The organism is Acrocarpospora catenulata, from assembly GCF_018476525.1.
GTDB lineage: Bacteria > Actinomycetota > Actinomycetes > Streptosporangiales > Streptosporangiaceae > Acrocarpospora > Acrocarpospora catenulata.
Genome location: NZ_JAHCST010000001.1, coordinates 335,525 through 357,945 on the forward strand (window position 1 = coordinate 335,525; position 22,421 = coordinate 357,945).

The following is a 22,421-nucleotide window of genomic DNA, read 5'->3' on the forward strand; positions in this document are numbered from 1 at the left end:
TCGGCCAGGTCAATCACGAAGCACCAGGAGTGGGTGTGATGTGGGCAGTCGTCCGGGTGATTGCTCTGGGATTGTTGACCGGAGGCATGGCGCTCGCCGCCAATCAAGTCCTCAACAACGGGCAACTGAGCTGGGCCTGGGTGGCTGTCGCCTTGTCGCTCGCACTTCTCACTGCCCTGTTCGCCGAGACGTTCACTCCGGCTCGAACGCCCGCTTCAGCAGCACAGGCTGAGCGGGATCTGGCCAGGGCCGTTCAGCGGCAGTGGCAGGAAGCGGCGACGAGGTCGGGCCTGATCGGGTCAGGGGAACTGCCCATCAGATGGGTGGTCGACGGGGAAGCCGGTGGGTCTACCGTCGCCGACCTCGAGGCGAGGTTCTGGTCATCGCCCGGCAAACGAATGGTGATTACCGGCGGGCCGGGTTCAGGGAAGACGAGCCTGGCCATCCTGCTGTTGCTGCACATGCTGGAACGGCAGGAGAATGCCGGCCAGCCGGTACCTTTCCTGCTCGGGCTTGCCGATTGGAACCCGGACAGGGAGCCGTTTCATGATTGGCTGGCGGGCCGGATCATCGCCGAGCACCCCTGGCTGGCCAGTGCGACATTCGGCACCGACATGGCCAAGGTGTTGGTGGGTGCTCGCCGGATTCTGCCGATTCTTGATGGATTCGACGAGGTTCCTCCATCCAGGCAGCGGTTGGTGGTCAGCGCGATTGAGGGGGCCTTGACGCCGGCCGATGCGTTGATCATCGTCAGCCGGTCCAGGAATGGCCGGCAAGCTGAGCGTTTTCTCCGGAACCTGCGGCGCAGCGATCGCCTGGTGGTCAGGACGGTGCCGCTTCCGCCGCAGGAGGTGGCCAGGTATCTGCGGGAGACGCGTCCTGCGTCCGCCGGGTCCGAGGCGGGGTGGTCCGAGGTCCTGCGGGTTCTCTCCTCCCTCGAGATCGGCCCGCTGTCCCGGGCGCTGGCCAGGCCGCTCACGCTCCAGTGGTTCCGCGACGTCTACGGATCCGGCGAGGACTCTCCTGGCGAACTGCTCGATCCTGGCCGTTTCCCCCATGCCAGGGACATCGAGCGGTATCTGCTGAGCCGCTACTTCGCCGTGCGGTCCAGCGTGTCCTTCAAGCGGCGGTACGAGCCGGAAGCCGTCCAACGCTGGCTGCAGTTTCTTGCCGGTCACATGAGCGCCGGTCAGACGAGGGAACTGGAGTGGTGGCGGCTGCCCCAGGCGGTCTCCCGCTACGCCTACCTCGCCACCGGGTGGATCTCCGCCACGACCTGCCTGGTGCTGATTGGGACCTGGCTGGGCGCCTGGATTGATGCGCTGTCCATCCTGCCTTTGGCCGCGGCGGGCGGGTATCAGATCGCGTTCATGGCCGGGCGCCGGGCGACCCTCTTGGGCCATCGCCCCCGCAGTCTGCGGGGGACGGGCGGTCCGCGGTCCGAGGTGCGCAGGAGCCTGGGGGAGAGCGCGGCGTGGCTGTTCGGCGCCGGTGGTGCCGCAGCCGCTGTCATCGGCGCCCTCCAGTGGTCGATCCCCGATTTCGGCTACGGCTGGAACGTGGGGCTAATGGTGGGCTTGGCCGCCGGTTTGGCCGCCGCGATGGGAACGCCCGGCTTGCAGTACCTGCTGGCGGTCGGCCTGCTCGCGGCCAGGGGAAAGATCCCCTGGCGGTTGATGGTGTTCCTCGAACAGGCCGAACGGCAGGGTCTGCTTCAGCGAGTCGGATCGGTCTACCGATTCCGCTACCTGGAGCTTCAAGACCTGCTGGCCTACCGGCATGTCGACGCGGCCGACGTTGATCCCCTACTGGATCCGCGCGGGGAACGGAGTGAGCGCGACGCTGGGGAGCCGGCCGAGGTGAGCGCCGGGGAACCCGGCTCGCTGACCGCCCGACCGCCGGTTGACACTCCGGATGCGGGCGAGCCCGCCGTTGCGACGGAACCGAGCGACATTCCGGGCCTTGTACCGCTTCCCGAGGTGGCTTTCCCCCGCACGAGCAAGATCGATCATGTCGTACGGGAGAAGGTCCGCGACGAGATCATGGTCCTGCCGGAGGTACGGCTGAAGATCGTCGAATCCGGGCGGGGATGGCGCCGCGAGGCGATGGACGGCCTGGTCCGGCGGTTGCTGGCGGCCAACGCCGAGGCGATCGAACTGGCCGCGCAGTTCCACTACCAGCGGTACGCGAAGGCACGCGATGGCCTGGTCGAGGCGGCCCGCCTGCCGGCCTGGAGCCGTCCCGCCCACCTCTACCGGTGGCTGGCCTGGTGCGCGGGCGCGTCCGCGGCCTGGCTGGCAGGCATGATCTGGTTGCCGCTCCCGACCTTCCGGCTGCTGCTGGGAATCGCCTTGGCCGGGTACGCCGTCTTGGCCCTGATCATGTTCCTCTGGCGGAGTCTCCTCGCGGTATGGTCCTCGCGCGTCCGCAGGCCGGTTGAATCGGGTGGCGACCCGGAACAGGTTCGGGAACCCCGCCCGAGTTCCCTGCGGGACGGTCTGCGGGATGGTGCCCGGGCCACGGCCAGGATGCTGGCGCAGCCCCTGCCGCCGTTGCTGGCTGTGGGCCTGATCGTCACCTTCCCGTTTTCGGCGCCCGGGCCCGGGGCGGTGTGGTTCTGGGCGGCGCTGGCCGTCGCCGTGCTGGCCATCCTGATGTGGTGGGTGAGCGCCCCTTCCGCGCGGGTGCGGGTGATCCTGGCCGACCCCGACCCCGCCTCGTGGTTGCAGTTACCGCCCGGTCTGGTGCGGTTCCGGGTGGCCGCCCAGCAGGCCCACCAGGACTGGGTCCGAGCCCTGGTACGGGAGGGCCTGCTGCCCCTGATCCGGGCCGAACTCGGCGAAGAACGCGACGCGATGTCCACCACCCTGCCCGACATCGACCCCGGCCGGCTCGGCCGGTGGAGCAGGATCGACGAGTTCGTCCGCACGGCGGGCAGTGACTTCCTGGACGAGGTGATCGCCAGGCACGGCAGCGCCAGCATCGGCCTGAGCGGCGCGCGGGGGGCGGGCAAGAGCACCGCGCTGCGCCGGCTGTGCTCCCCGGACCGGCCGCAGACCGGCGGCCACCTCTGCGTGCTGGTGCACGCCCCGACCGCCTACGATCCCAAGGAGTTCATCACCCACCTGTTCCTGCGGGTGTGTGAGCAGGTCACCGGCGAGACCGGGGAGCGGGAACCCCGCTCTGCCCTGCGCGCCCGGCTGGTACGGGCGGCGCCGCTGGTGGCCGCCTTCGCCGGCACGCTGCTGCTGGCCGGCGCGTTGCAGTGGCAGCGCCTCCAGGCCGTGCTGGCCGGGGCGACGCGCGATCCGCTGGTGCTGGTCGGCGCGGCGGGGGTGGCGCTGATCCTGGCCGGGCTGGCCGTGGCGTGGCGCAGGGCCCGCCGGTCGCCCCAGGCGCTCGGGTCCAGCGCCTCGGAGGTGGCGGCCCGCGCCCAGCTGCGGTCGCTGCGCTACCTGGAGGCGGTCACCCAGAGCAGCGGCGGGGAAATGGGCCTGCCGGGCGGTTCGAAGGTGGCCAGGCAGGCGGCCGTGCAGCGTACCGAGCACACGCGCGGCTACCCGCAACTGGTGGCCGACCTGCGGGAACTGCTCGGCCAGATCGCCCTGGACCGGCAGGACCGCAAGGGCAAGGTGATCATCGGCATCGACGAGCTGGACAAGATCGGCAACGCCGAGGAGACCGAACGTTTCCTCAACGACCTGAAGGTCATCTTCGGCGTGTACGGGTGCTTCTTCCTGGTCGCGCTCTCCGAGGACGCCATCGCCGGGTACGAGCGGCGCAGCCTCGGCGTCCGCAACACCTTCGACAGCGCCTTCGACCGGATCATCCGCATTCCCGCGCTGAGCAGCGGCGAGTCCCACGCCCTCCTGGCCCGCCGGAACGTTCCCCTGCCGCTGCCGTTCGTCTGGCTGTGCCACGCCCTGACCGGCGGGGTGCCGCGCGACTTCCTGCGTACCGTGCTGGACCTGACCACGATCGCCGCGGCCGAGGACGAGACCGGGCTGGACTCGCTGGCGATCCGGCTGATCCGCCAGGACCGCGCGACCGTGCTGGCCGCCCAGCTGCGGGTGGCGGCGCGGCTGAGCGGCGGGCAGGCCGCCGAGGTCACCGGCTGGCTGGCGGAGTGCGCGGACGCCCCGCTCACCTCCGCCGCCTTGGACGACCTCGCGGAACGGCGTCTGCCGGGCGGGGAGCCGGGCGAGGCCGTGGTGGTTCAGTCCCGCGCCTACCTGTCGATTCTGGCCATGCTGATCCGGATCTTCATCGAAGCCCCGTGGTACGCGCTGGAGGAGTTGCGCACCGATCCCCGGCCGATCGACGACGTCGCCGAGACCCGCCTGCTGCTGGCGACCGATCCGCACCTGGCCTGGCACACCATCCAGCGGATCCGCAGGCAGGTGCGGTACGCCGCACCTGCGCCCCCGGCTGAGCCCGCGGAAGCGCCGGCCGGGTCGGAGCGGTCGGAGTGACCGGTCAGGGTCAGATGCCGCGGCGCATCGCGCGGGTGCCGAGGGTGAGGCCGAGGGCGGCCACGGCGGTGGCGGCGAGGGTTCCGTACAGGACGGCCGGGGTGGTGAAGGCGCCGGTGAACAGGGCGCGTTCGGCTTCGACGATGTAGGTGACGGGGTTGAGGGCGGCGGCGGTCTGGAGCCAGGCGGGCCCGGCGTCGACGGGCAGGAGGACGCCGGACAGCAGCAGGAGGGGGAAGACGGTCAGCTGGGTGACGGCGTAGAAGAGTTCCCCGCCGGGGGCGGAGACGATGGCCAGGACGAAGGAGAGGGCGCCCAGGCCGACGCCGAAGACGATCAGCAGGGCCAGGCCGGTCAGCACGCCGGGCAGGTGCAGGTCCAGGCCGAGCGGGATGGCCAGGCCGATGAGGAGGCCGCCCTGGGCCAGCAGGACGACGAATTCCTTGAGCGTGCGGCCGACCAGCATCGCGGTACGGCTGAGCGGGGTGACCAGCATGCGTTCCATCGAGCCGCCGATCAGCTCCACCAGCAGCGTGTATCCGGCCATCATCGGGCCCGACAGGCACATCATGATCAGAATGCCGGGGACGAACCATTCCCAAGGGGCGCCGCCCAGGTCGGTGCTTCCGGACAGGACCGGGCCGAACAGGTAGAGGAAGAGCAGCGGCTGCACCATCGTGAACAGCAGCCCGAACGGGTTGCGCCACGTGGGCGCCATCTCCCGCTCGAAGACCGTCACCGTGTCGCGGACAAATGACATGATCTATCCCTTTCGCGGGTGTTCAGGGGGTCGGCTCGGGTACCTGGGTGCCGGTTTCGCGGAGGCTGCGGCCGGTCAGGGCCAGGAAGACGTCGTCGAGGGTGGGGCGGGTGGTCTCGGCGGCGGCCACCTTGATCCCGGCCGTGTCCAGGGCCCGCAGGTACTCCGGCAGCGCGGTGTCGGCGCGCGTCACCCGGATGCGCAGCACGGGCGAGGTCGCGGAATGCGACCTGGTTGGGGGATCCGGGGTGGTCGCGGGGTCCGGGGTGGTCACGGTGCCGTTGAGGCGTTCGGCGATGGTGGCGGCGGGGGCCAGGTCGGCTTCGGTGGACAGGGTGAGGGTGAGGTGGTCGCCGGCGAGGTCGGATTTGAGTTGGGTGGCGGTGCCGTCGGCGATGATGCGGCCGTGGTCGATGATGATGACGCGTTCGGCCATGGCGTCGGCTTCCTCCAGGTAGTGCGTGGTGAGGAAGAGGGTGGTGCCGTGCTCGGCGCGCAGGCGCAGGATGTGCTCCCAGATGTTGGCGCGGCTCTGCGGGTCCAGGCCGGTGGAGGGTTCGTCGAGGAAGAGCAGGGCCGGCCGGTGCACCAGGCCGAGCGCGATGTCCAGGCGCCGGCGTTGCCCGCCGGAGAGGGTGCCGGGTTTGCGGGTGGCCAGCGGTTCCAGGTCCAGCTGGGTGAGCACCTCGTCGGCGCGGGTTCTGGCCTGGGCGCGGGTCAGGCCGTAGCAGCGGCCCTGGGTGATGAGTTCGTCGCGGACGCGGAAGTTCTCTCCGGCGCCGTTCTTCTGGCCGATGTAGCCGATTCGGGCGCGTACGCCTGCCGGGTCCTTGACGATGTCGCGGCCGGCCACGGTGGCGGTGCCGGAGGTCGGGGGCAGCAGGGAGGTGAGCATCCGCAGGCTGGTGGATTTGCCGGCGCCGTTGGGCCCGAGGAAGGCGACCAGCTGGCCGGCCGCCACGTCCAGGTCCAGGCCGCGTACGGCGTCGACGGCACCTCCTCTGACCTTGAACCGGCGGGTCAGTCCGCGGGCATGGATCATCGCCCCTCCTCGGGTCGGTTACGTGGGCATGCGGAAGAAAGCCCTGGTCGGGCTGTTGTGGTGGAGTGGATTCAGTCTTGAACAGCCGAATGCGCTTTGGCAAACGTGTAACGTACATTCACGTTTGGCGTGACCTGCGAAAACGTCCCCATGGCGCGAGTGCCGTCACGCGACAGCCTCACGTCGAAACCCCCTTCGACCTGCGAACTCACGAAATATCGAAGAATTTTCGGAAATTTCCGTGAGGAGCGGCGGGAGGCCCCAAGGAGAGCGACGGGCACCGGGCAAACAAGGTGACGGTTAAGCGGGTCCGGCAAGGCAGGCCGGGCAAGGCAGGTCCGGCAAGGCAGGTCCGGCAAGGCAGGTCCGGCAAGGCAGGTCCGGCAAGGCAGGCCCGGCAAGGCAGGCCCGGCAAGGCAGGCCCGGCAAGGCAGGCCCGGCAAGGCAGGTCCGACAAAGCAGGTCCGACAAAGCAGGCCCGACAAAGCAGGCCCGACAAAGCGGGTCCGGACGCACATGCGATATGCCGGATTGGACTGCTGAGGCCGGGTTTGGGTGGTGGCGCTGGGAGGTTAGCCAGGTGAAGAAGTACCGTCGGCGGTGAGGGTGGCGTGGGGTCGCCCGATGCTGGGGGTCCGGTGCTGGAGTTCGATACCGACATGCTGTGCGGCCGCTCGCGCGGCACATCGACGCTGGGGGTGCTGGAGTTCGATGCCGGATTGCAGGGCCGGAATCCAGGGCTGGAGCCAGGGCTGGAGTCGGGCCGGAGCCGGGGCTGGAGGAGAGCCGCGCATGACTGAGATGCGCCTCACGCACATCGGCGGGCCGACGGTTCTGATCGAGATGGGCGAGTGGCGGCTGCTCACCGACCCGACCTTCGACCCGCCGGGGCGGCGCTACTTCTTCGGCCTGGGCACCAGCTCGTACAAGGTGGCCGGCCCGGCCATGCCGGCCAACGAGCTGCCGCCCATCGACGCGGTCCTGCTCAGCCACGACCACCACGGCGACAACCTCGACGACACCGGCCGCGCCCTGCTGCCCTCGGCCCGTACGGTGATCACCACGGTGTCGGGGGCGCGGCGCCTGGGCGGGCGGGCACGCGGCCTGAAGCCGTGGGCGGCCACCCGCCTGGAGGCCCCCGGCCAGCCCACGATCGAGATCACCGCCACCCCCGCCCGGCACGGCCCGCCGTTCACCCGGGCGATCACCGGGGACGTGATCGGTTTCGCGCTGACCTGGAAGGGCCAGCGCCACGGCGCGCTGTGGATCTCCGGCGACACCGTCCTGTACGACGACGTGCGCCGGATCCCGGACAGGCTCCAGGTGGGCACGGCCCTGCTCCACCTGGGCGGCGTGCGTTTCCCCGTCACCGGCCCGATCCGGTACACCATGACCGCCGCCGACGCCGTCGAACTGTGCGGCCTGATCCGCCCGCACACGGCGATCCCGATCCACTACGAGGGCTGGCACCACTTCCGGCAGAGCCGCGAGTCGATGGAACGCGACTTCGCCGCCGCCCCGCCCGACATCCGCGACCGCATCCGCCGGCTCCCGATCGGCGTCACCACCGACGTCACCGCCTGATCACCGGAGGTGGGGCGCGGCGGGTTCCGCCGGCGCGGCGCCGCCCGCGGCGGCGTGGCAGGCGCCCCGGCCTTCGGCGAGGAGCACGAGGCGGCCGGATTCCACGCGGAGGGCCACTTCGGTGTCGTCACCGGCGTCGGGCAGCCCGGTGGCCGCGGCGAAGGACGGGTCGAGGATCACCTGGAGGCGGGGCAGGCAAGTGTGGGGAACGGCCTGGCGCAGGCAGGCGCACAGGTCGGCGATGGTGAGGCGGGCCAGGGGGGCCAGCTCGTCGGGGTCACCGGTGACCAGCACGGCGGTGACTTCCCGGACGCCTTCCCCGCGGACGGCCTCCTCCAGGGCCTCCAGGCGGTTGACGCCGAGCACCGCGACCACCCCGTCCCGCACCGGCCGCGCGGCCCCGCCCGTCACCACGTCCCGCCCGTACGGCAGGCTCCACGCCTGGTCGAGCGGGGTGATCCGGGGAATCCACGGCAGCACCGGCCACCAGTCGTCCAGTTCGAGGCCGGCCAGGTGCCGGCAGGCGGCGACGACGTTGAAGGGTTCCACGAAGCCGGGCGCGGTGGCGGCCAGCTGGGCGGCGCCGTACAGGATGGTGAGGGTGGACTCGGCGAGCCGGACGCGGCGGCCGGGGGCGGGGGAGAGGTTCTCCAGGGTCAGGCCGAGCAGCAGGGCGTTGAGTTTCATCAGCTGGGCGTAGGCGCGCCGGGTGGGCTCCTCGGCGAGGATCTCCGGCAGCAGGTCCTGCCCGAGGCGGGCGGCGCCCTCCGACAGGGGCAGGCGGCCCAGCCAGGCGCGGGCCAGCCCGCCGAGCGCGTCGGCGGGGCCGGATAACCCGGCGGGGGGCGGCTCCGGGGCGGTCTGCTCGGCGAGGTCGGCCAGGACGGAGAAGTAGAGGGCGCGTTTGCCGGGGAAGTTGGAGTAGACGGCGCCCCGGGTGAAGCCGGCCCGTTCGGCGATGCCGTCGATTTTCGCGCCGCGGAAACCGCGTTCGGTGAATTCGTCCCTGGCGGCGGCCAGCACTTTCGCCCGGTTGCGCTCCTGGAGCTGCGCCCTGCTGAGCCGGCCCAATCGTCCTCCTCATCGTGCCGCTATCCGGGAGTCGCTTTGCCGTACCCGGAACTTCAGGATACCGTGGCCATCTGGATGATGAGATCATTTGGGGAGTGGTGTGGCGCGCATCGGTGACGGCGGCGAACTGCTGAAGTGCACGTTCTGCGGGAAAAACCAGAAGCAGGTCAAGAAGCTCATCGCGGGCCCCGGCCGGATCTGCATCTGCGACGAGTGCGTGGAGCTGTGCAACGAGCTGATCGAGGAGGAGCGCCAGGAGGCCTCCCAGCACGAGCGGCCGGAGCTGCCCAAGCCCCGGGAGATCTTCGAGTTCCTCGAGCAGTACGTGGTGGGCCAGGAGCAGGCCAAGATGGCCCTGTCGGTGGCCGTCTACAACCACTACAAGCGCGTCAACGGGGGCAAGGCGGCGGCCGGTGAGGAGCCGGTGGAGCTGGGCAAGTCCAACATCCTGCTGATCGGTCCGACCGGCAGCGGCAAGACCTACCTGGCGCAGACGCTGGCCCGGATGCTGAACGTGCCGTTCGCGATCGCCGACGCCACCGCGCTCACCGAGGCCGGTTACGTCGGGGAGGATGTCGAGAACATCCTGCTGAAGCTGCTGATGGCGGCCGATTTCGACGTCAAGCGCGCCGAGCGGGGCATCGTCTACATCGACGAGATCGACAAGATCTCCCGCAAGAGCGAGAACCCGTCGATCACCCGGGACGTCTCGGGGGAGGGCGTGCAGCAGGCGCTGCTGAAGGTGCTGGAGGGCACCGTGGCCAGCGTGCCGCCGCAGGGCGGGCGCAAGCACCCGCACCAGGAGTTCATCCAGATCGACACCAGCAACGTGCTGTTCATCGTGGGCGGCGCGTTCGCCGGCCTGGAGAAGATCATCGAGCAGCGCACCGACCGGAAGGGTGCCGGGTTCGGAGCGGTGCTGCGGCCGAAGGACCGCAAGGACGCGCTGGTCGGGGTGATGCCGCAGGACCTGGTCAAGTTCGGGCTGATCCCGGAGTTCGTGGGCCGCCTGCCGGTGGTGGCGACCTTCCAGGCGCTGGACGTGACGGCGCTGTCGCGCATCCTGACCGAGCCGCGCAACGCGCTGGTCCGGCAGTACCAGCGGCTGTTCGAGCTGGACGGGGTGGAGCTGGAGTTCGAGGAGGAGGCGGTGGCGGCCATCGCCGAGCAGGCGCTGCTGCGCCGCACCGGCGCCCGCGCCACCCGCGCCATCCTCGAGGAGGTCCTGCTCAACGTCATGTACGAGGTGCCGAGCCGGACCGACGTCGCCCGGGTGGTGGTGACCCGCGACACGGTGCTCAACAACGTCAACCCGACCCTGATCCCGCGCGGCCACCAGGAGGACTCGCCCCACGAGAAGACCGCCTGATCCGCCTAGGATCGGTGGGGTGGAATCCGACTCCCCGCCGGCCGCCCTCGATGGGTTCGATCCGGCCCTGGTGGCGCTGTTGCGGGAGCTGACCCCCCAGGTGCTGGGGGTGCTGGTCCACCGTAACGGCCGTTTCGACGCCTGCGAGGACGCCGTCCAGGAGGCCCTGCTGGCGGCCGCCGTGCAGTGGCCAAAGGAGGGCGTCCCGGACAGCCCCAAAGGGTGGCTGATCACGGTGGCCTCCCGCCGCCTGGCCGATCAGTGGCGCAGCGAGCAGGCCCGGGCCCGCCGGGAGGCGGCCGTGGCGGCCATGGAACCCCCGGCCGCCGAGGAGCGGGGGCCGGACCGGGACGACACGCTGACGCTGCTGCTGCTCTGCTGCCACCCCGCCCTGTCGCCGCCCTCCCAGCTGGCGCTGACCCTGCGCGCGGTCGGCGGCCTGACCACCGCCGAGATCGCCCGCGCGTTCCTGGTGCCGGAGGCGACGATGGCCCAGCGCATCAGCCGCGCCAAGCAGCGCGTCAAGGCGAGCGGCGCGGAGTTCCACCTGCCCCCGCCGGAGGAGTTCGGCGAGCGCCTGCGGGTGATGCTGCACGTGCTCTACCTGATCTTCAACGAGGGTTACACCGCCAGCTCCGGCCCCGACCTGCACCGCGCCGAGCTGACCGGGGAGGCGATCCGGCTGGCCCGCGCGGTCCACCGGCTGCTGCTCGAGGACGGGGAGGTCGCGGGGCTGCTGGCGCTGATGCTGCTCACCGACGCCCGCCGCGCGGCCCGTGCCGACGCCACCGGCGGCCTGGTCCCGCTGGCCGAGCAGGACCGGGCCCGCTGGGACCAGGAGATGATCAAGGAGGGGGTGGCGCTGGTCTCGGCCACGCTGCGCCGCGCCCCGCTGGGGCCCTACCAGCTGCAGGCGGCCATCGCCGCCGTGCACGACGAGGCCCCCCGCGCCGACGACACCGACTGGCCGCAGATCCTGGGCCTGTACGAGCTGCTGGCGCGGATCGCCCCCGGCCCGATGGTGACCCTCAACCAGGCGGTCGCGGTGGCCATGGTGCGCGGCCCGGCGGCGGGCCTGGAACTGCTGGCCACCCTGGACGGCGATACGCGGGTGGCCGACCACCACCGGCTGCACGCCGTCCGCGCCCACCTGCTGGAGATGGCGGGGGAGGGGGCCGCCGCCCGCGAGCACTACCGGCGGGCGGCCCGCCGCACCACCAGCCTGCCCGAGCGGCGGTATCTGGAGTCGCAGGCGGCGCGCGGGTAGTCCCGGGTCAGTCGGTCCCCTCTCCAGGCAGGTCAGCCAATCATGACCGGCCCGTGCCCGCCAGCTGACCCGTGCCCGACAAATCTGAAGATATGGGGACAAGTCAGAATCAACTGGTTGAGTGTTTGCGGGCGGTGGACAACGAGCTGATCGCCCGGCTGGGCGCCGAGGTGGAACGCGAATGGCGGCTGAAGCTGCAGACGGCCCAGGAAGTGGTGGAAATCCTGTTGGCCGAAATGGGTTGAGTCTCCAGTAGGTGGAGGGTTGAGGCTGTCGTGGTGAGCGATCGGGAGGAACTTGTCACCATCGGGCAGCTCGCGCGGGGCACCGGCCTTTCGGTGCGCACCATCCGCTTCTGGTCCGACCAGGGCGTGCTGCCACCGGCCCGCCGTACCACGGGGGGCTACCGGCTCTACGACGTGGCGGCGTACGGGCGGCTGGAGCTGGTGCGCACGCTGCGCGAGCTCGGCCTGGACCTGGACACGGTGCTGGCGGTGGTGGCGGGCAAGGAGAGCGTGGCGGAGATCGCCGCCGTACACGCCGACGCGCTGGACGCCGAGATCCGCACCCTGCGGCTGCGGCGTGCGGTGCTGCGCTCGATCGCCCGGCGAGGAAGCGACACCGAGGAGCTGAGTCTGATGCACCGTCTGGCCCGGCTGTCCGCGCGGGAGCGGCAGCACATGATCGACGAATTCGTGGCCCGTACCTTCGCGGGCCTGGATCCTGACGCGCCCGGCGCGCACATCGCCGACGCGATGCGGCGGCTGCCGCCCGAACTGCCCGACGACCCGAGCGACGCCCAGGTGGACGCCTGGGTGGAGCTGGCCGAACTGGTCGGCGACGCGGATTTCCAGGCGCGGGTACGGCAGATGGCCGAAGCCGGGGCGCGTCCCGCCGAGCCGGAGTTCGAGGCCGGCGACCCGGCGGTGATCACCGCACGGGCCGGCGCCGCGCTGGCCGCCGGCATCACCCCGGACTCGCCGGAGGGTCAGGACATCGTCGGCCAGATCGTCGGAGCGGACCGGTCGCGCGAGTGGCGGCTGGAGGTGGCCGACCGGCTGGAGACCTTCACCGACCAGCGGGTCGAGCGGTATTGGGCGTTGCTGGGCGTGCTCAACGGTCTGGACCCGTTCCCGCCCGCCGCGGCGGCCTTCGAGTGGTTCATCGCCGCCCTGCGCGCCGGATGATCCGGCCGGTCAGGTGAACTCAGGTGACCGGGTGCGGCTGCGCTTCAGCTCGTAGAAGCCGTCCGTCCCGGCCACCAGCAGCACCCCGTCCCACAGCCGCCCGGCCGCCTCGCCGCGCGGGATCGGGGTGACCACCGGCCCGAAGAAGGCGATCAGGTTCCCGTCGGCGCCGGGGATGTGGATGACCGGCGTGCCGACCTCGTACCCGACCGGCTCCATGCCGGCGTGGTGGGAGGCGCGCAGGTCCTCGTCGAGGTCGTCGCGGTCGGCGGCCTCGGCCAGTTCGGCCGGCAGCCCGGTCTCGGCCAGCACCGCCGCGTACAGGTCGGGGCCGACGGGGACCTTGTCGTGGTGGATGCGGGTGCCGAAGGCGGTGTAGAGGTCGCGCAGCACGGCGTTGCCGTACTTGCGCTCGGCGGCGATGGCCACCCGGACCGGCCCCCACGCCTTGCTCATGAACTCGAGGTACTGCTCCGGCAGGTCGCGGCCCTCGTTGAGCACCGACAGGCTCATCACGTGGAAGTCGATGTGGACGTCGCGGACCTTCTCCACCTCGAGCAGCCAACGGGAGGTGATCCACGCCCACGGACACGCCGGGTCGAACCACATGTCCGCCGTCGTCGTCATCTGTCCCCCTCACCTGCGCCAATGATCCCGAATCACCCTATGAAAGGACATTGGCTGAGTGTAAGGTCCAATAATGGCAAATCCGATTGGGCCAATCGAGCTGCACGTGCACCCGGGCGGGGACCTGGCCGGGCAGATCTACCGGCAGCTGTTGGAGGCCATCCTGGACGGGCGGCTGCGCCCGGGTGAGCGGCTGCCCCCCACTCGCGACCTGGCCGACCAGGTCGGCGTCTCGCGGAACACGGTGACCGTGGCCTACGACCGGCTCTCCGCCGAGGGCTTCCTGACCGCCCGCACCGGCGCCGGCACCTTCGTCTGCCCCCGGCACCTGATCCACGAGCGCCCGCGCGCCGCCCCGCCGGGACCGGGCCTGCGCCCCCGCCCGCTGTGGGAGTCCCTGGCGGCGGAGTACGCGCCGGACCCGCCGGAGGAGGTCAGGTACGACTTCCGCCCCGGCCTGCCCGACCCCGAACTGTTCCCGCTGGCCACCTGGCGGCGCCTGATCGCCCGCGAGCTCCGCCACTCCGCCATGCGCGCACCCGGCTACGCCGACCCCGCCGGGCACCCCGCGCTGCGCGAGGCCATCGCCCGCTACGTCGGGATGTCCCGCTCGGTACGCGCCGGAGCCGGCGACGTGCTGGTCACCCAGGGCGCCCAGCAGGCCATCGACCTGGTGGGCAGGGTGCTGGTGGAACCAGGCGACCGGGTGGTGGTGGAGGAGCCCGGCTACCCGCCCGCCAGGGCGCTGTTCCAGTCGCTGGGCGCCGAGGTGGTGGGCGTGCCCGTGGACGCCGAGGGCCTGGACGTGTCGGCACTGCCCGAACGGGCCCGGGTGGCCTACGTCACCCCCTCCCACCAGTTCCCGTCCGGCGCGCCGCTCTCGCTGGCCCGCCGGGCCGCCCTGCTGGCCTGGGCCCAGCGGGCGGACGCGGTGATCGTCGAGGACGACTACGACAGCGAGTACCGGTTCGAGGGCCGCGCCCTGGAGCCCCTGCAGAGCCTGGACCGCTGCGGCCGGGTCGTCTACGTGGCCTCCTTCGCCAAGAGCCTGCTGCCGGTGCTGCGGCTCGGCTTCCTGATCGCGCCCGCCTCGCTGCAACCCGCCCTGCGCGCGGCCAAGCGGCTCACCGACTGGCACGGCGACCCCGCCTCCCAGGGCGCGCTGGCCGCCTTCATCGACGAGGGCCTGCTGGCCCGGCACATCCGCCGCACCACCCAGGAGTACGGGCTGCGCCGCGAGGCCGTACGGGCCGCGCTGGCCGAGCACCTGGGCGGCGTGCTGGAGGTGATGCCCTCGGCGGCCGGGCTGCACCTGTGCACCCGCCCGGCCCCGGGAGCCCGCGTCGACATGGCCAAAGGGGTGGTCCGGGCCCGCCAGGCCGGGCTGCTGATCGACAGCGTGGCCCGGTTCTGCCTGCGCGAACCGGACCGGCCCGGCCTGATCATCGGGTACGGGCTGATCCGCCGGGAGGACATCGGCGACGGCGTGCGCCTACTGGCCGAGTGCCTCCGGTGAGGCCGCCGTCTTTGGTGAAGCCCCGTCCACCCATTCGGCGGCCTGGGCCTGCTCGGCCTCGGTGAGGGAAGCGGCCGCGATCTTCTCCCGCGCCTCGGCCAGATCCTCCTCGGTGGGGGCGTCGTCCTGGGTCAGGCGGGCCCGCCAGTAGCCGGTGAACTCGATCGAGCGCCGGTCCAGGCCACGGTCCCCGATCAGGTGGCGGCGCAGCGTCCGTACCGTACCGGCCTCCCCGGCCAGCCAGGCGAAGGCCGAGCCAGGCGGGAAGCCGGCGGCGCGCACGGCGGTGGCCAGGTCGCCGCCGGCCGAGCGGTGCACCCAGGTGACGGCGGCGTGCCCGGGCAGGGGCTGCTCCTCGGCGGGGTCGGCGACCTCGGCGAACACCAGCGCCCTGGCCGTCTCCGGAAGGGCCGCCAGATGGGTGGCGATGGCCGGCAGGGCGGTCTCGTCCCCGGCCAGCAGGTACCAGTCGGCTGCGCCGAGGGCGCGTGAGTAGATGGCCTGCGGGCCGACCATGCCGAGGGTGTCGCCCACCTGGGCCGCCGCCCCCCAGCGGCCGGCCGGGCCCTCCTCGCCGTGGAGGACGAAGTCGATGTCGACGGTGCGGTCGCGCGGGTGGTGGGCGCGGATGGTGAAACTGCGCATCCAGGGGCGTTCCGGTTCGGGGATCGCCAGGAAGGACTGGTACCAGCGCATGCTGTCGGGATCGGGCTCCGGCAGCCTCGGCACCTGCTGCCCCGGCCTCGGGAAGCAGAGTTTGACCTGCTGATCGGGCGCCTCGAAGCCGAGATCGCCCAGGGTTTCCCCGGTGAAGGTGATCCGGGCCACGCGCGGCGTGACGCTGCGTACCCCCACCACGTGAATGAGCGCCACCGGCAGATCCATCGTCTTTCCCCTCTCTGTTCGGCTGTCCGGCGGAGAGGTTTACCAGGTGAGGCCGCGAAAATGTCAATAGGGTGCCGCGATTTTTCGCGGTGATTTTTCGGGTGTGCGCGGCTGCGGCGGGTTCGGTGGCCCGGCCGGTACGATGCCGGCGTGACCCAGGTTCCGGAGCCGGTGGCCGTCGCGGAGGTGGCGCTGCCCGGCGATCTGCCGCCGCTGCTCGACCGGCTGAAGAAGGCCTGGCTGGTCTCCTTCACCTCACCGCACACCAGAGCCGCCTACGGCGCCGACCTGGACCAGTGGCTGGCCTTCTGCGCGGCGGCGGGCCTGGATCCGCTGCGCGCGGCCCGGGTGCACGGCGACGCCTTCGCCCGCTGGCTGGACGCCGGGCCCGCCCCCCTGGCCCCCCGCACCCTCGCCCGCAAGCTGTCGGCGATCTCCAGCTGGTACGGCTACGCCACCGAGGAGGGTGTGATCCCCGCCAACCCGTTCGCCCGGGTGCGCCGCCCGAAGGTGGAGCGCTTCCAGTCCGAGACGGCCGGGCTGACCGAGGAGGAGGCCCGGGCCATGGTGGCCGCCGCCGACGCCGCCCCCGGCCTGACGGGGCTGCGCACCGCCGCGTTCATCCGGTTGATGATCGAGCTGGGGCCGCGGGTGTCGGAGGCGCTGGCGGCCACCCTCGCCGACCTGGGCCACCAGCGCGGGCACCGCACGCTGCGCATCGTCGGCAAGGGGCAGAAGACCCGGGTGCGGAACCTGCCGCCCGCCACGGCCGCCGCACTAGACGCCTACCTGGCCGCGCGGGCCGACGCCGCCGGGATCACGGTCGCCGAGTTGTCGGGGCCGCTGTTCGCCACCGCCTCCGGGCGGCCGTTGGACCGGGCCGACGCGTACCGGCTGGTGGTGAAGGTCGCGAAATCCGCCGGGCTGGCCGCCAAAGTCACCCCGCACGCGCTGCGGCATACTTTCGCCACCGTGGCCAGTGATCGGGGCGCCTCGGTGAAACAACTCCAGCATGCGCTCGGCCATGCCAGCTCTTCCACCACCGACATCTACATCCACAGCCGTGACCAGGTGGAACGTGATCCCTCCCAGCTGGTCGCCGCCGTCATCGGCTGACGCTCAGCGGGACGCGGCCACCAGGGCGTCTCCGGCCGGGTGCCGGTAGTACAGGACCGAGCGGCCGGATCTGCGGCGGCCGATCAGGCCCGCTTCGGAGAGAATCCTCAGGTGGCGGCCCACCGAGCCGAGGCCCTGGCCGGTGAGGGCGACCAGCTGGGTGGTGGTCTTAGGGGTGGCGAGCAGTACCAGGACGGCGGCCCTGGCCGGGCCCAGCAACCGGCCCAGGGCGTCCGGCACCGGGGGCCGGTCCGTGGCGGCCAGGGAGCCGGCGCACGGGTAGACCACCGAGAAGCGGCGGTCGGCGTCCCAGGACACCCAGCCCTGCCGGGGCGTCACCGGTACGAACATCAGCCGCGCGCCGGTCACGTCCCGGGGCGGATAGTCGTGGGTGTTGATCTGGAGCCGTTCCCCGCCCAGCCAGCGCATGCCCGGCCGCATGTCCGCCAGCGCCGCCGCCCAGCCGCCCTGCCCCAGCCGCCCGGTCCGCGCGACCACGTCGGCTTCGAGTACCCGTCGGCGCCGCGCCCAGTAGGGGGCGACCGTCTCCGTCCACACCCAGGTGATCAGCTCTGCCGCCCGGTGGGCCACATCCTCCCGGCGTAGCCCTTCCGGCACCGGGCCGCGCAGTGTCACTTCCAGATCCGCCTGGACGACCTCCGGTGGCGTGTCCCGTACCCGCGCGATCTCCTCAGGGAAGTCCGGGTTGCCGTCGCCCGGCGGGGTCGGCGTGAGGAAGTCCGGAATCCAGTTGCCGGAGCGGGCGACCCGTACCAGCAGGTCGGTGACCGGGTCGGCGGCCAGCCGGGCCCGGTAGGCGGGCAGGTGCGCCGCCAGCCAGGCCCGTTCCCCGGGATGGGCCGGACTCGCCTGGTCCAGCGCGAACAGGCACGCGGTCGCCTCCGCCGCAGCCGAGATCACAAACCGGCTCCCGGCCAGGGTGTCCGCGTCGACCTGCCACAATCCCATGCCATCCCTCCCCGGGGAGGATAGGCGTTCCGGCAGCCGGGTCCGTCTCTTTCGCCGACCCGCGAAACCACGCGGGCGGTTTCGCCGTGGCGCGTAACGTTGGCGAGTCTCGGTGGGAAGGCCGGAAACTTCGCCGCATGCGTACCTATCAGGAGCTTTTCCGGACCCGGGAGTTCGCGCCGTTCTTCGCGGTGGTGTCGGTGCAGATCGCGGCGTCCACGGTGAGCGGGCTGGCCCTGGGAACGTTGGTGTACGCGGCGACGGGTTCGCCGTTGTTGTCGGCGTTGAGCATGTTCGGGCCCTCGCTGGCCCAGCTGGCGGGGGCGGTGGCGCTGTTGTCGGCGGCCGACCGGCTGCCCCCGCGGGGGGCGATGGCCGCGCTGGCGTTGACGTTCGCGGCCGGTACGGCCGTGCTCGCCGTGGACGGGCTGCCGGTCTGGGCCATCTTCTTGATCATTTTCGGTCACGGGCTGGCGGCCTCGGTGGGCGGCGGCGTGCGGCTGGGGCTGCTCAACGAGATCCTGCCCGCGAACGGGTACCTGCTGGGGCGTTCGACCGTGAACATGGCGGTGGGCGTGCAGCAGATCGCCGGATACGCCGTCGGCGGCCTGCTGGTGACGGCGTTCTCCCCTCGGGGCACCCTGCTCACCGGCGCCGCACTGTACGCGCTGGCCGCTCTGATCGCCCGGTTCGGGCTGACCGCCCGCGCCCCCCGGGCCACCGGCCGCCCGTCCATCCGGCAGACCTGGCGCACCAACCGGCAGCTGTGGTCCTCCCGGCAGCGGCGCGTGCTCTACCTGGCCCTGTGGGTGCCCAACGGGCTGATCGTCGGCTGCGAGTCGCTGTTCGTCGCGTACGCGCCGGACCGGGCCGGGCTGCTGTTCGCCGGGGCCGCCGCCGGGATGCTCGCCGGCGACCTGGCGGCGGGCCGGTTGCTGCCGCCGCGCTGGCGGGGCCGGTTGGGCGCGCCGCTGCGGCTGCTGCTGGCCGCGCCCTACCTGCTGTTCGCGGTCGGCCCGGCCTTCCCGGTCGCGCTGGCGGCCGTGACCCTGGCCTCGGTGGGGTTCGCCGCGAGCCTGCTGCTCCAGGAGCAACTGCTGGCGCTCACCCCGCAGTCCATGACCGGGCAGGCGCTGGGCCTGCAGTCCTCGGGCCTGCTGGCCATGCAGGGCGTCGGCGCCGCGCTGGCCGGCGGTATCGCCCAGCTCGGGTCACCGGCGACGGCCATGACCGTGATGGCCGTCGCCTCGCTGCTGGTCACCCTGGCCCTGGCGCCAGGGCTCAGTGGTGGAACCCGATCCGGCTGACGCGCGGGCCCCCGGTCAGCTCGCTGACGCTCTACCGGATGTCGTCGGCCAGCAGGGCGGCGGTGTCCCGGCTGACCCCGTGCCGGATCAGCACCCGCTGCACCACCGTCTCCTCCCGGTCGGCTGGCAGCGGGTAGGACGGCACCTGCCAGCCCTTGATGCGCAGGTGGGTGGACAGGTCGTACAGGGAGAAACCGGCGTCCTCGGCGGCGGTGTAGCAGATCGCGGGCAGCGCGCCCCGCCCCTCGTACAGCGGCTCGAAACAGCCCATCCGGGCCAGCTCTCCGGCCAGGTAGGCCGCAGTGTCGGCGCAGGTCTGGTGGATGGCGCGGTAGCCCTCGCGGCCCAGCCGGAGCAGGTTGTAGTACTGGGCGACAATCTCGCCGGCCGGGCGGCTGAAGTTGAGGGCGAAGGTGGGCATCTCGCCGCCCAGGTAGTTGACCTTGAACACCAGCCCGACAGGCTGGGGCCGGGCGAGCAGGCGCCTCTGCGGCGCGGCCGGACGTCAGCTTCGTGTTTCTGCGGCCGGTGCGGGGATCCCGTCGGGTAATCTGGTCGCACCAACGCGTCCGAGGAGGTGAGACCGATTCCCGACAGGTCAAGGCCGGGTGCTCTCATCTCATTGGCTGCCGTCATCGGCGCGGTGAGTGCCTGAGCGCCCTTCGGCTTCGAAAGGCACTCATGTCACTCGACATCTCTTCACTGGATCATTCCGCCGTCGCCGGGCGGTTACGTGCCGCCGGGTGCGTCTTCGCCGAGGACGAGGCGGGGCTGCTCATCGCCACCGCGACCGGCCCTGAGGAACTGGCCGTCATGGTCGGACGCCGGGTCGCCGGCGAGCCGCTGGAACACGTTCTGGGCTGGGCGGAGTTCTGCGGTTTGCGTATTTCCGTCGGCCCCGGCGTTTTCGTACCGCGCCGCCGTACCGAGTTTCTTGTCGAACAGGCCGTGTCCCTCGCCCACGACGGCGCCGTGGTGGTGGACCTGTGCTGCGGATCCGGCGCGGTCGGCGCCGCGGTACTGGCCCACCGCCCCTCGATCGAGCTGCACGCCGTCGACATCGACCCCGAGGCCATCCAGTACGCCCGCCGCAACCTTCCCCACGGCCACGTCTACCGGGGCGACCTCTACACCCCGCTGCCGGAGGGACTACGGGGACGAGTGGACGTGCTGGTGGCCAGCACACCGTACGTTCCCACCGGCGCGATCGGCCTGCTTCCCCCGGAGGCGCGACTACACGAACCGCACCTGGCCCTGGACGGCGGCGCCGACGGTCTCGACATCGTCCGCCGGGTGACCGCCGCCGCCCCGGACTGGCTGGCCCCCGGTGCCCACCTCCTCCTGGAAACCAGCGCGGGCCAGGCGGCGGCCGCGGTGACGGCGGTGACCCGCAGCGGCCTGATCCCCCACGTGGCCGGCTGCGACGAACTGGACGCCACCGTGGTGACCGGAGCCGTCGCTACCGCCCGCCCGGTGTGACCAGCCCGGACTCGTAGGCGTGGACGACCAGCTGGGCGCGGTCCCGAGCGCCCAGCTTGGCCATCGTCCGGCTGACGTGGGTCTTGACCGTGGCGTGGCTGATCGTCAGGTGCCGGGCGATCTCCTCGTTGGACATCCCGGTCGCGACCAGCGAGAGGACCTCCCGTTCCCGGTCCGTCAGCCGGTCCAGGCCAGGCCCGGACGTGGGCCTGGGCGGGGTGGCGACGTACTCCTCGATCAGTCGTCTGGTGACCGAGGGCGACAGCAGCGCCTCGCCCTTGGCCGCCACCCGTACCGACTGCAGCAGGTCGGCCGGTTCGATGTCCTTGACCAGGAATCCGCTGGCCCCGGCGCGCAGCGCGGCGAAGACGTACTCGTCGAGGGCGTAGTTGGTGAGGATGACCACCCGCACCGAGTCGAGTCCGGCTTCGGCGCCGATTCTCCTGGTCGCCTGGATGCCGTCCAGCAGCGGCATGCGCACGTCCAGCAGAGCCACGTCGGGCAGCAGAGCGCGGCACAGCTCGACGGCCTCGCCGCCGTCGCCGGCCTCCGCGACGACGGTGATGTCGTCGGCCATCTCCAGCAGCGCCCGGAAACCGGCCCGGATCAGTGGCTGGTCGTCGGCCAGCAGCACCCGGATCACGGCGCGGCCACGGTCGGCAGTACGGCCCGTACGGCGAAGCCGCCACCGGTCCGCGCTCCGGCGGTGAGCGAGCCGCCGAGGGCGACCGCGCGCTCGCGCATCCCGATCAAGCCCATGCCGTGCTCCGCCGTACCCGCATCGGTCGCTCCGTCGTCCTCGACAGTCAGCGTGATCATCTCAGGACCGTATTCGATCGTCATCGTGACGGAGGCGGCCCCGGCGTGGCGCAGCACGTTGGTGAACGCCTCCTGCACGATGCGGTAGGCGGCCCTGTCGACGTCCGCGGGCAGGTCCCTGCGTGTGCCGACCGTGACCGTCCGCACCGGCAGCCCCGCCGCCGCGGCCCGGTCCACCAGCCGGGGCAGCGTGGACAGCCCCACCTCCGAGCCGTCGGGATCGGCCTGGCGCAGGACGCCCAACGTGGCGCGGAGTTCGCGCATCGCCTCATGGCCCGACTCCTTGACCGCGAGCAGAGCCTGGCGGGTCAGCGCCGGATCACGCTCCAGCGACTGCAGGGCGACCGAGGTCTGCACGTTGATGACGGAGATGGTGTGCGTCAGCGTGTCGTGCAGCTCCTGGGCGATCCACAGGCGTTCCTCCCCGGCCCTGCGCAGCGCGGCCTCCTCCCTGGTCCGCTCGGCCTCGACCGCTCGCCGTTCCACCTCGCCCAGGTAGGCGCGCCGGTTCTTCGTCACCTCGCCGAACACCACCATCGCCACCAGCCAGCCGCTGAGCAGGCTGAGGCCACCGGGTTCCGGGTCGGGCTCGGCCAGCGCGACCAGGATCCCGATGCCGGCGACCAGCGTCACGGCGAGGCCGATCGCCAGGCGGCGCCGCCCCAGGGTGGCCGCCGTATAGATCGCGACCAGGGCGGGAACGAGGGCGAAGATTCCCGGATAACGCCAGCCGTAGTAGGCGGTGGCGCAGCCGACCGCGACCGCTCCCACCGGCACCGGAGCGCTTCGCCGCCAGGTGAGCGCCAGCGACGACACGACGATCAGCGTCAGGCCGAGCGAGTCCAGCGGGCGTTCCGTCAGACCGGAGCTGGACAACCTCCCGTAGGTGCCGGCCACTCCGAGCGTGAGCACGGCCGCCGTGAGCAGCGCGTCGGTGTTCCAGGGCTTCAC

The 22,421-nt window shown here is 71.9% G+C and carries 19 protein-coding genes; 10 read left to right on the forward strand and 9 right to left on the reverse strand.

Annotated elements, in window-relative coordinates; all coding sequences use genetic code 11:
• Window positions 1-38: 38 nt before the first annotated feature.
• Window positions 39-4,472 (forward strand): NACHT domain-containing protein, encoded by a 4,434-nt coding sequence (locus KIP79_RS01490; RefSeq protein ID WP_214102820.1) that lies wholly within the window; start codon window positions 39-41, stop codon window positions 4,470-4,472.
• 10 nt (window positions 4,473-4,482) lie between these two features.
• Here KIP79_RS01490 and KIP79_RS01495 read toward each other — a convergent pair whose 3' ends face one another.
• The gene (locus KIP79_RS01495) at window positions 4,483-5,232 is read right to left on the reverse strand and encodes an ABC transporter permease (RefSeq protein ID WP_214102821.1); all 750 of its coding nucleotides are present in this window, start codon (window positions 5,230-5,232) and stop codon (window positions 4,483-4,485) included.
• A gap of 22 nt (window positions 5,233-5,254) precedes the next feature.
• Window positions 5,255-6,274, reverse strand: a complete 1,020-nt coding sequence (locus KIP79_RS01500) for an ATP-binding cassette domain-containing protein (protein ID WP_214102822.1) — start codon at window positions 6,272-6,274, stop codon at window positions 5,255-5,257.
• Window positions 6,275-6,912: 638 nt separating this feature from the next.
• On the opposite strand from KIP79_RS01500, the gene KIP79_RS01505 reads away from it, so the two are divergent.
• Both KIP79_RS01505 and KIP79_RS01510 read left to right on the forward strand, forming a co-directional pair.
• A complete protein-coding gene (locus tag KIP79_RS01505) occupies window positions 6,913-7,074 on the forward strand; it encodes a hypothetical protein (RefSeq protein WP_214102823.1) in 162 nt (53 codons plus the stop codon).
• Window positions 7,067-7,858, forward strand: a complete 792-nt coding sequence (locus KIP79_RS01510; RefSeq protein WP_214102824.1) for an MBL fold metallo-hydrolase — start codon at window positions 7,067-7,069, stop codon at window positions 7,856-7,858. The genes KIP79_RS01505 and KIP79_RS01510 overlap by 8 nt, the downstream gene beginning before the upstream one ends.
• Here the strand turns inward: KIP79_RS01510 and KIP79_RS01515 are convergent, their stop codons facing one another.
• Entirely contained in the window at window positions 7,859-8,929 is a 1,071-nt protein-coding gene (locus tag KIP79_RS01515; protein ID WP_214102825.1) for a TetR/AcrR family transcriptional regulator, read from the reverse strand.
• 100 nt (window positions 8,930-9,029) lie between these two features.
• Here KIP79_RS01515 and clpX point away from each other — a divergent pair, with 100 nt between their 5' ends.
• The 3 genes from clpX (at window position 9,030) to KIP79_RS01530 (ending at window position 12,752) form a co-directional block, all read left to right on the forward strand.
• Entirely contained in the window at window positions 9,030-10,298 is a 1,269-nt protein-coding gene (clpX, locus tag KIP79_RS01520) for an ATP-dependent Clp protease ATP-binding subunit ClpX (protein ID WP_214102826.1), read from the forward strand.
• A 19-nt stretch (window positions 10,299-10,317) separates the two neighbouring features.
• Window positions 10,318-11,565, forward strand: a complete 1,248-nt coding sequence (locus KIP79_RS01525) for an RNA polymerase sigma factor (protein ID WP_308169506.1) — start codon at window positions 10,318-10,320, stop codon at window positions 11,563-11,565.
• A gap of 278 nt (window positions 11,566-11,843) precedes the next feature.
• Window positions 11,844-12,752 carry a helix-turn-helix domain-containing protein gene (locus tag KIP79_RS01530; RefSeq protein ID WP_214102827.1) on the forward strand — a complete coding sequence of 303 codons (909 nt, stop codon included), beginning with the start codon at window positions 11,844-11,846 and terminating at the stop codon, window positions 12,750-12,752.
• 9 nt (window positions 12,753-12,761) lie between these two features.
• Here the strand turns inward: KIP79_RS01530 and KIP79_RS01535 are convergent, their stop codons facing one another.
• Entirely contained in the window at window positions 12,762-13,379 is a 618-nt protein-coding gene (locus tag KIP79_RS01535) for a mycothiol-dependent nitroreductase Rv2466c family protein (RefSeq protein ID WP_214102828.1), read from the reverse strand.
• Between the two features lie 73 nt (window positions 13,380-13,452).
• On the opposite strand from KIP79_RS01535, the gene pdxR reads away from it, so the two are divergent.
• Complete coding sequence (pdxR, locus tag KIP79_RS01540; RefSeq protein WP_250212488.1) at window positions 13,453-14,895, forward strand: MocR-like pyridoxine biosynthesis transcription factor PdxR; 1,443 nt, start codon at window positions 13,453-13,455, stop codon at window positions 14,893-14,895.
• Here pdxR and KIP79_RS01545 read toward each other — a convergent pair.
• Window positions 14,872-15,780 (reverse strand): siderophore-interacting protein, encoded by a 909-nt coding sequence (locus KIP79_RS01545; RefSeq protein ID WP_214102829.1) that lies wholly within the window; start codon window positions 15,778-15,780, stop codon window positions 14,872-14,874. The two genes, pdxR and KIP79_RS01545, sit on opposite strands and share 24 nt — an antisense overlap.
• A gap of 150 nt (window positions 15,781-15,930) precedes the next feature.
• On the opposite strand from KIP79_RS01545, the gene KIP79_RS01550 reads away from it, so the two are divergent.
• On the forward strand, window positions 15,931-16,896 hold the full coding sequence (locus tag KIP79_RS01550; RefSeq protein ID WP_214102830.1) for a tyrosine-type recombinase/integrase: 966 nt from the start codon (window positions 15,931-15,933) through the stop codon (window positions 16,894-16,896).
• Window positions 16,897-16,899: 3 nt separating this feature from the next.
• Here KIP79_RS01550 and KIP79_RS01555 read toward each other — a convergent pair whose 3' ends face one another.
• On the reverse strand, window positions 16,900-17,865 hold the full coding sequence (locus KIP79_RS01555; protein ID WP_214102831.1) for an ArsR/SmtB family transcription factor: 966 nt from the start codon (window positions 17,863-17,865) through the stop codon (window positions 16,900-16,902).
• Window positions 17,866-18,002: 137 nt separating this feature from the next.
• Here KIP79_RS01555 and KIP79_RS01560 point away from each other — a divergent pair, with 137 nt between their 5' ends.
• Entirely contained in the window at window positions 18,003-19,172 is a 1,170-nt protein-coding gene (locus KIP79_RS01560) for an MFS transporter (protein WP_214102832.1), read from the forward strand.
• 31 nt (window positions 19,173-19,203) lie between these two features.
• On the opposite strand, the gene KIP79_RS01565 is transcribed toward KIP79_RS01560, so the two are convergent.
• Window positions 19,204-19,623 carry a pyridoxal-dependent decarboxylase gene (locus KIP79_RS01565; RefSeq protein ID WP_308169507.1) on the reverse strand — a complete coding sequence of 140 codons (420 nt, stop codon included), beginning with the start codon at window positions 19,621-19,623 and terminating at the stop codon, window positions 19,204-19,206.
• 230 nt (window positions 19,624-19,853) lie between these two features.
• On the opposite strand from KIP79_RS01565, the gene KIP79_RS01570 reads away from it, so the two are divergent.
• The gene (locus KIP79_RS01570) at window positions 19,854-20,651 is read left to right on the forward strand and encodes a putative protein N(5)-glutamine methyltransferase (RefSeq protein ID WP_214102833.1); all 798 of its coding nucleotides are present in this window, start codon (window positions 19,854-19,856) and stop codon (window positions 20,649-20,651) included.
• On the opposite strand, the gene KIP79_RS01575 is transcribed toward KIP79_RS01570, so the two are convergent.
• Both KIP79_RS01575 and KIP79_RS49145 read right to left on the reverse strand, forming a co-directional pair.
• Window positions 20,632-21,294, reverse strand: a complete 663-nt coding sequence (locus tag KIP79_RS01575; RefSeq protein ID WP_214102834.1) for a response regulator — start codon at window positions 21,292-21,294, stop codon at window positions 20,632-20,634. The two genes, KIP79_RS01570 and KIP79_RS01575, sit on opposite strands and share 20 nt — an antisense overlap.
• Window positions 21,291-22,421 (reverse strand): sensor histidine kinase, encoded by a 1,131-nt coding sequence (locus KIP79_RS49145; protein WP_214102835.1) that lies wholly within the window; start codon window positions 22,419-22,421, stop codon window positions 21,291-21,293. Before KIP79_RS49145 ends, KIP79_RS01575 begins: the two co-directional genes overlap by 4 nt.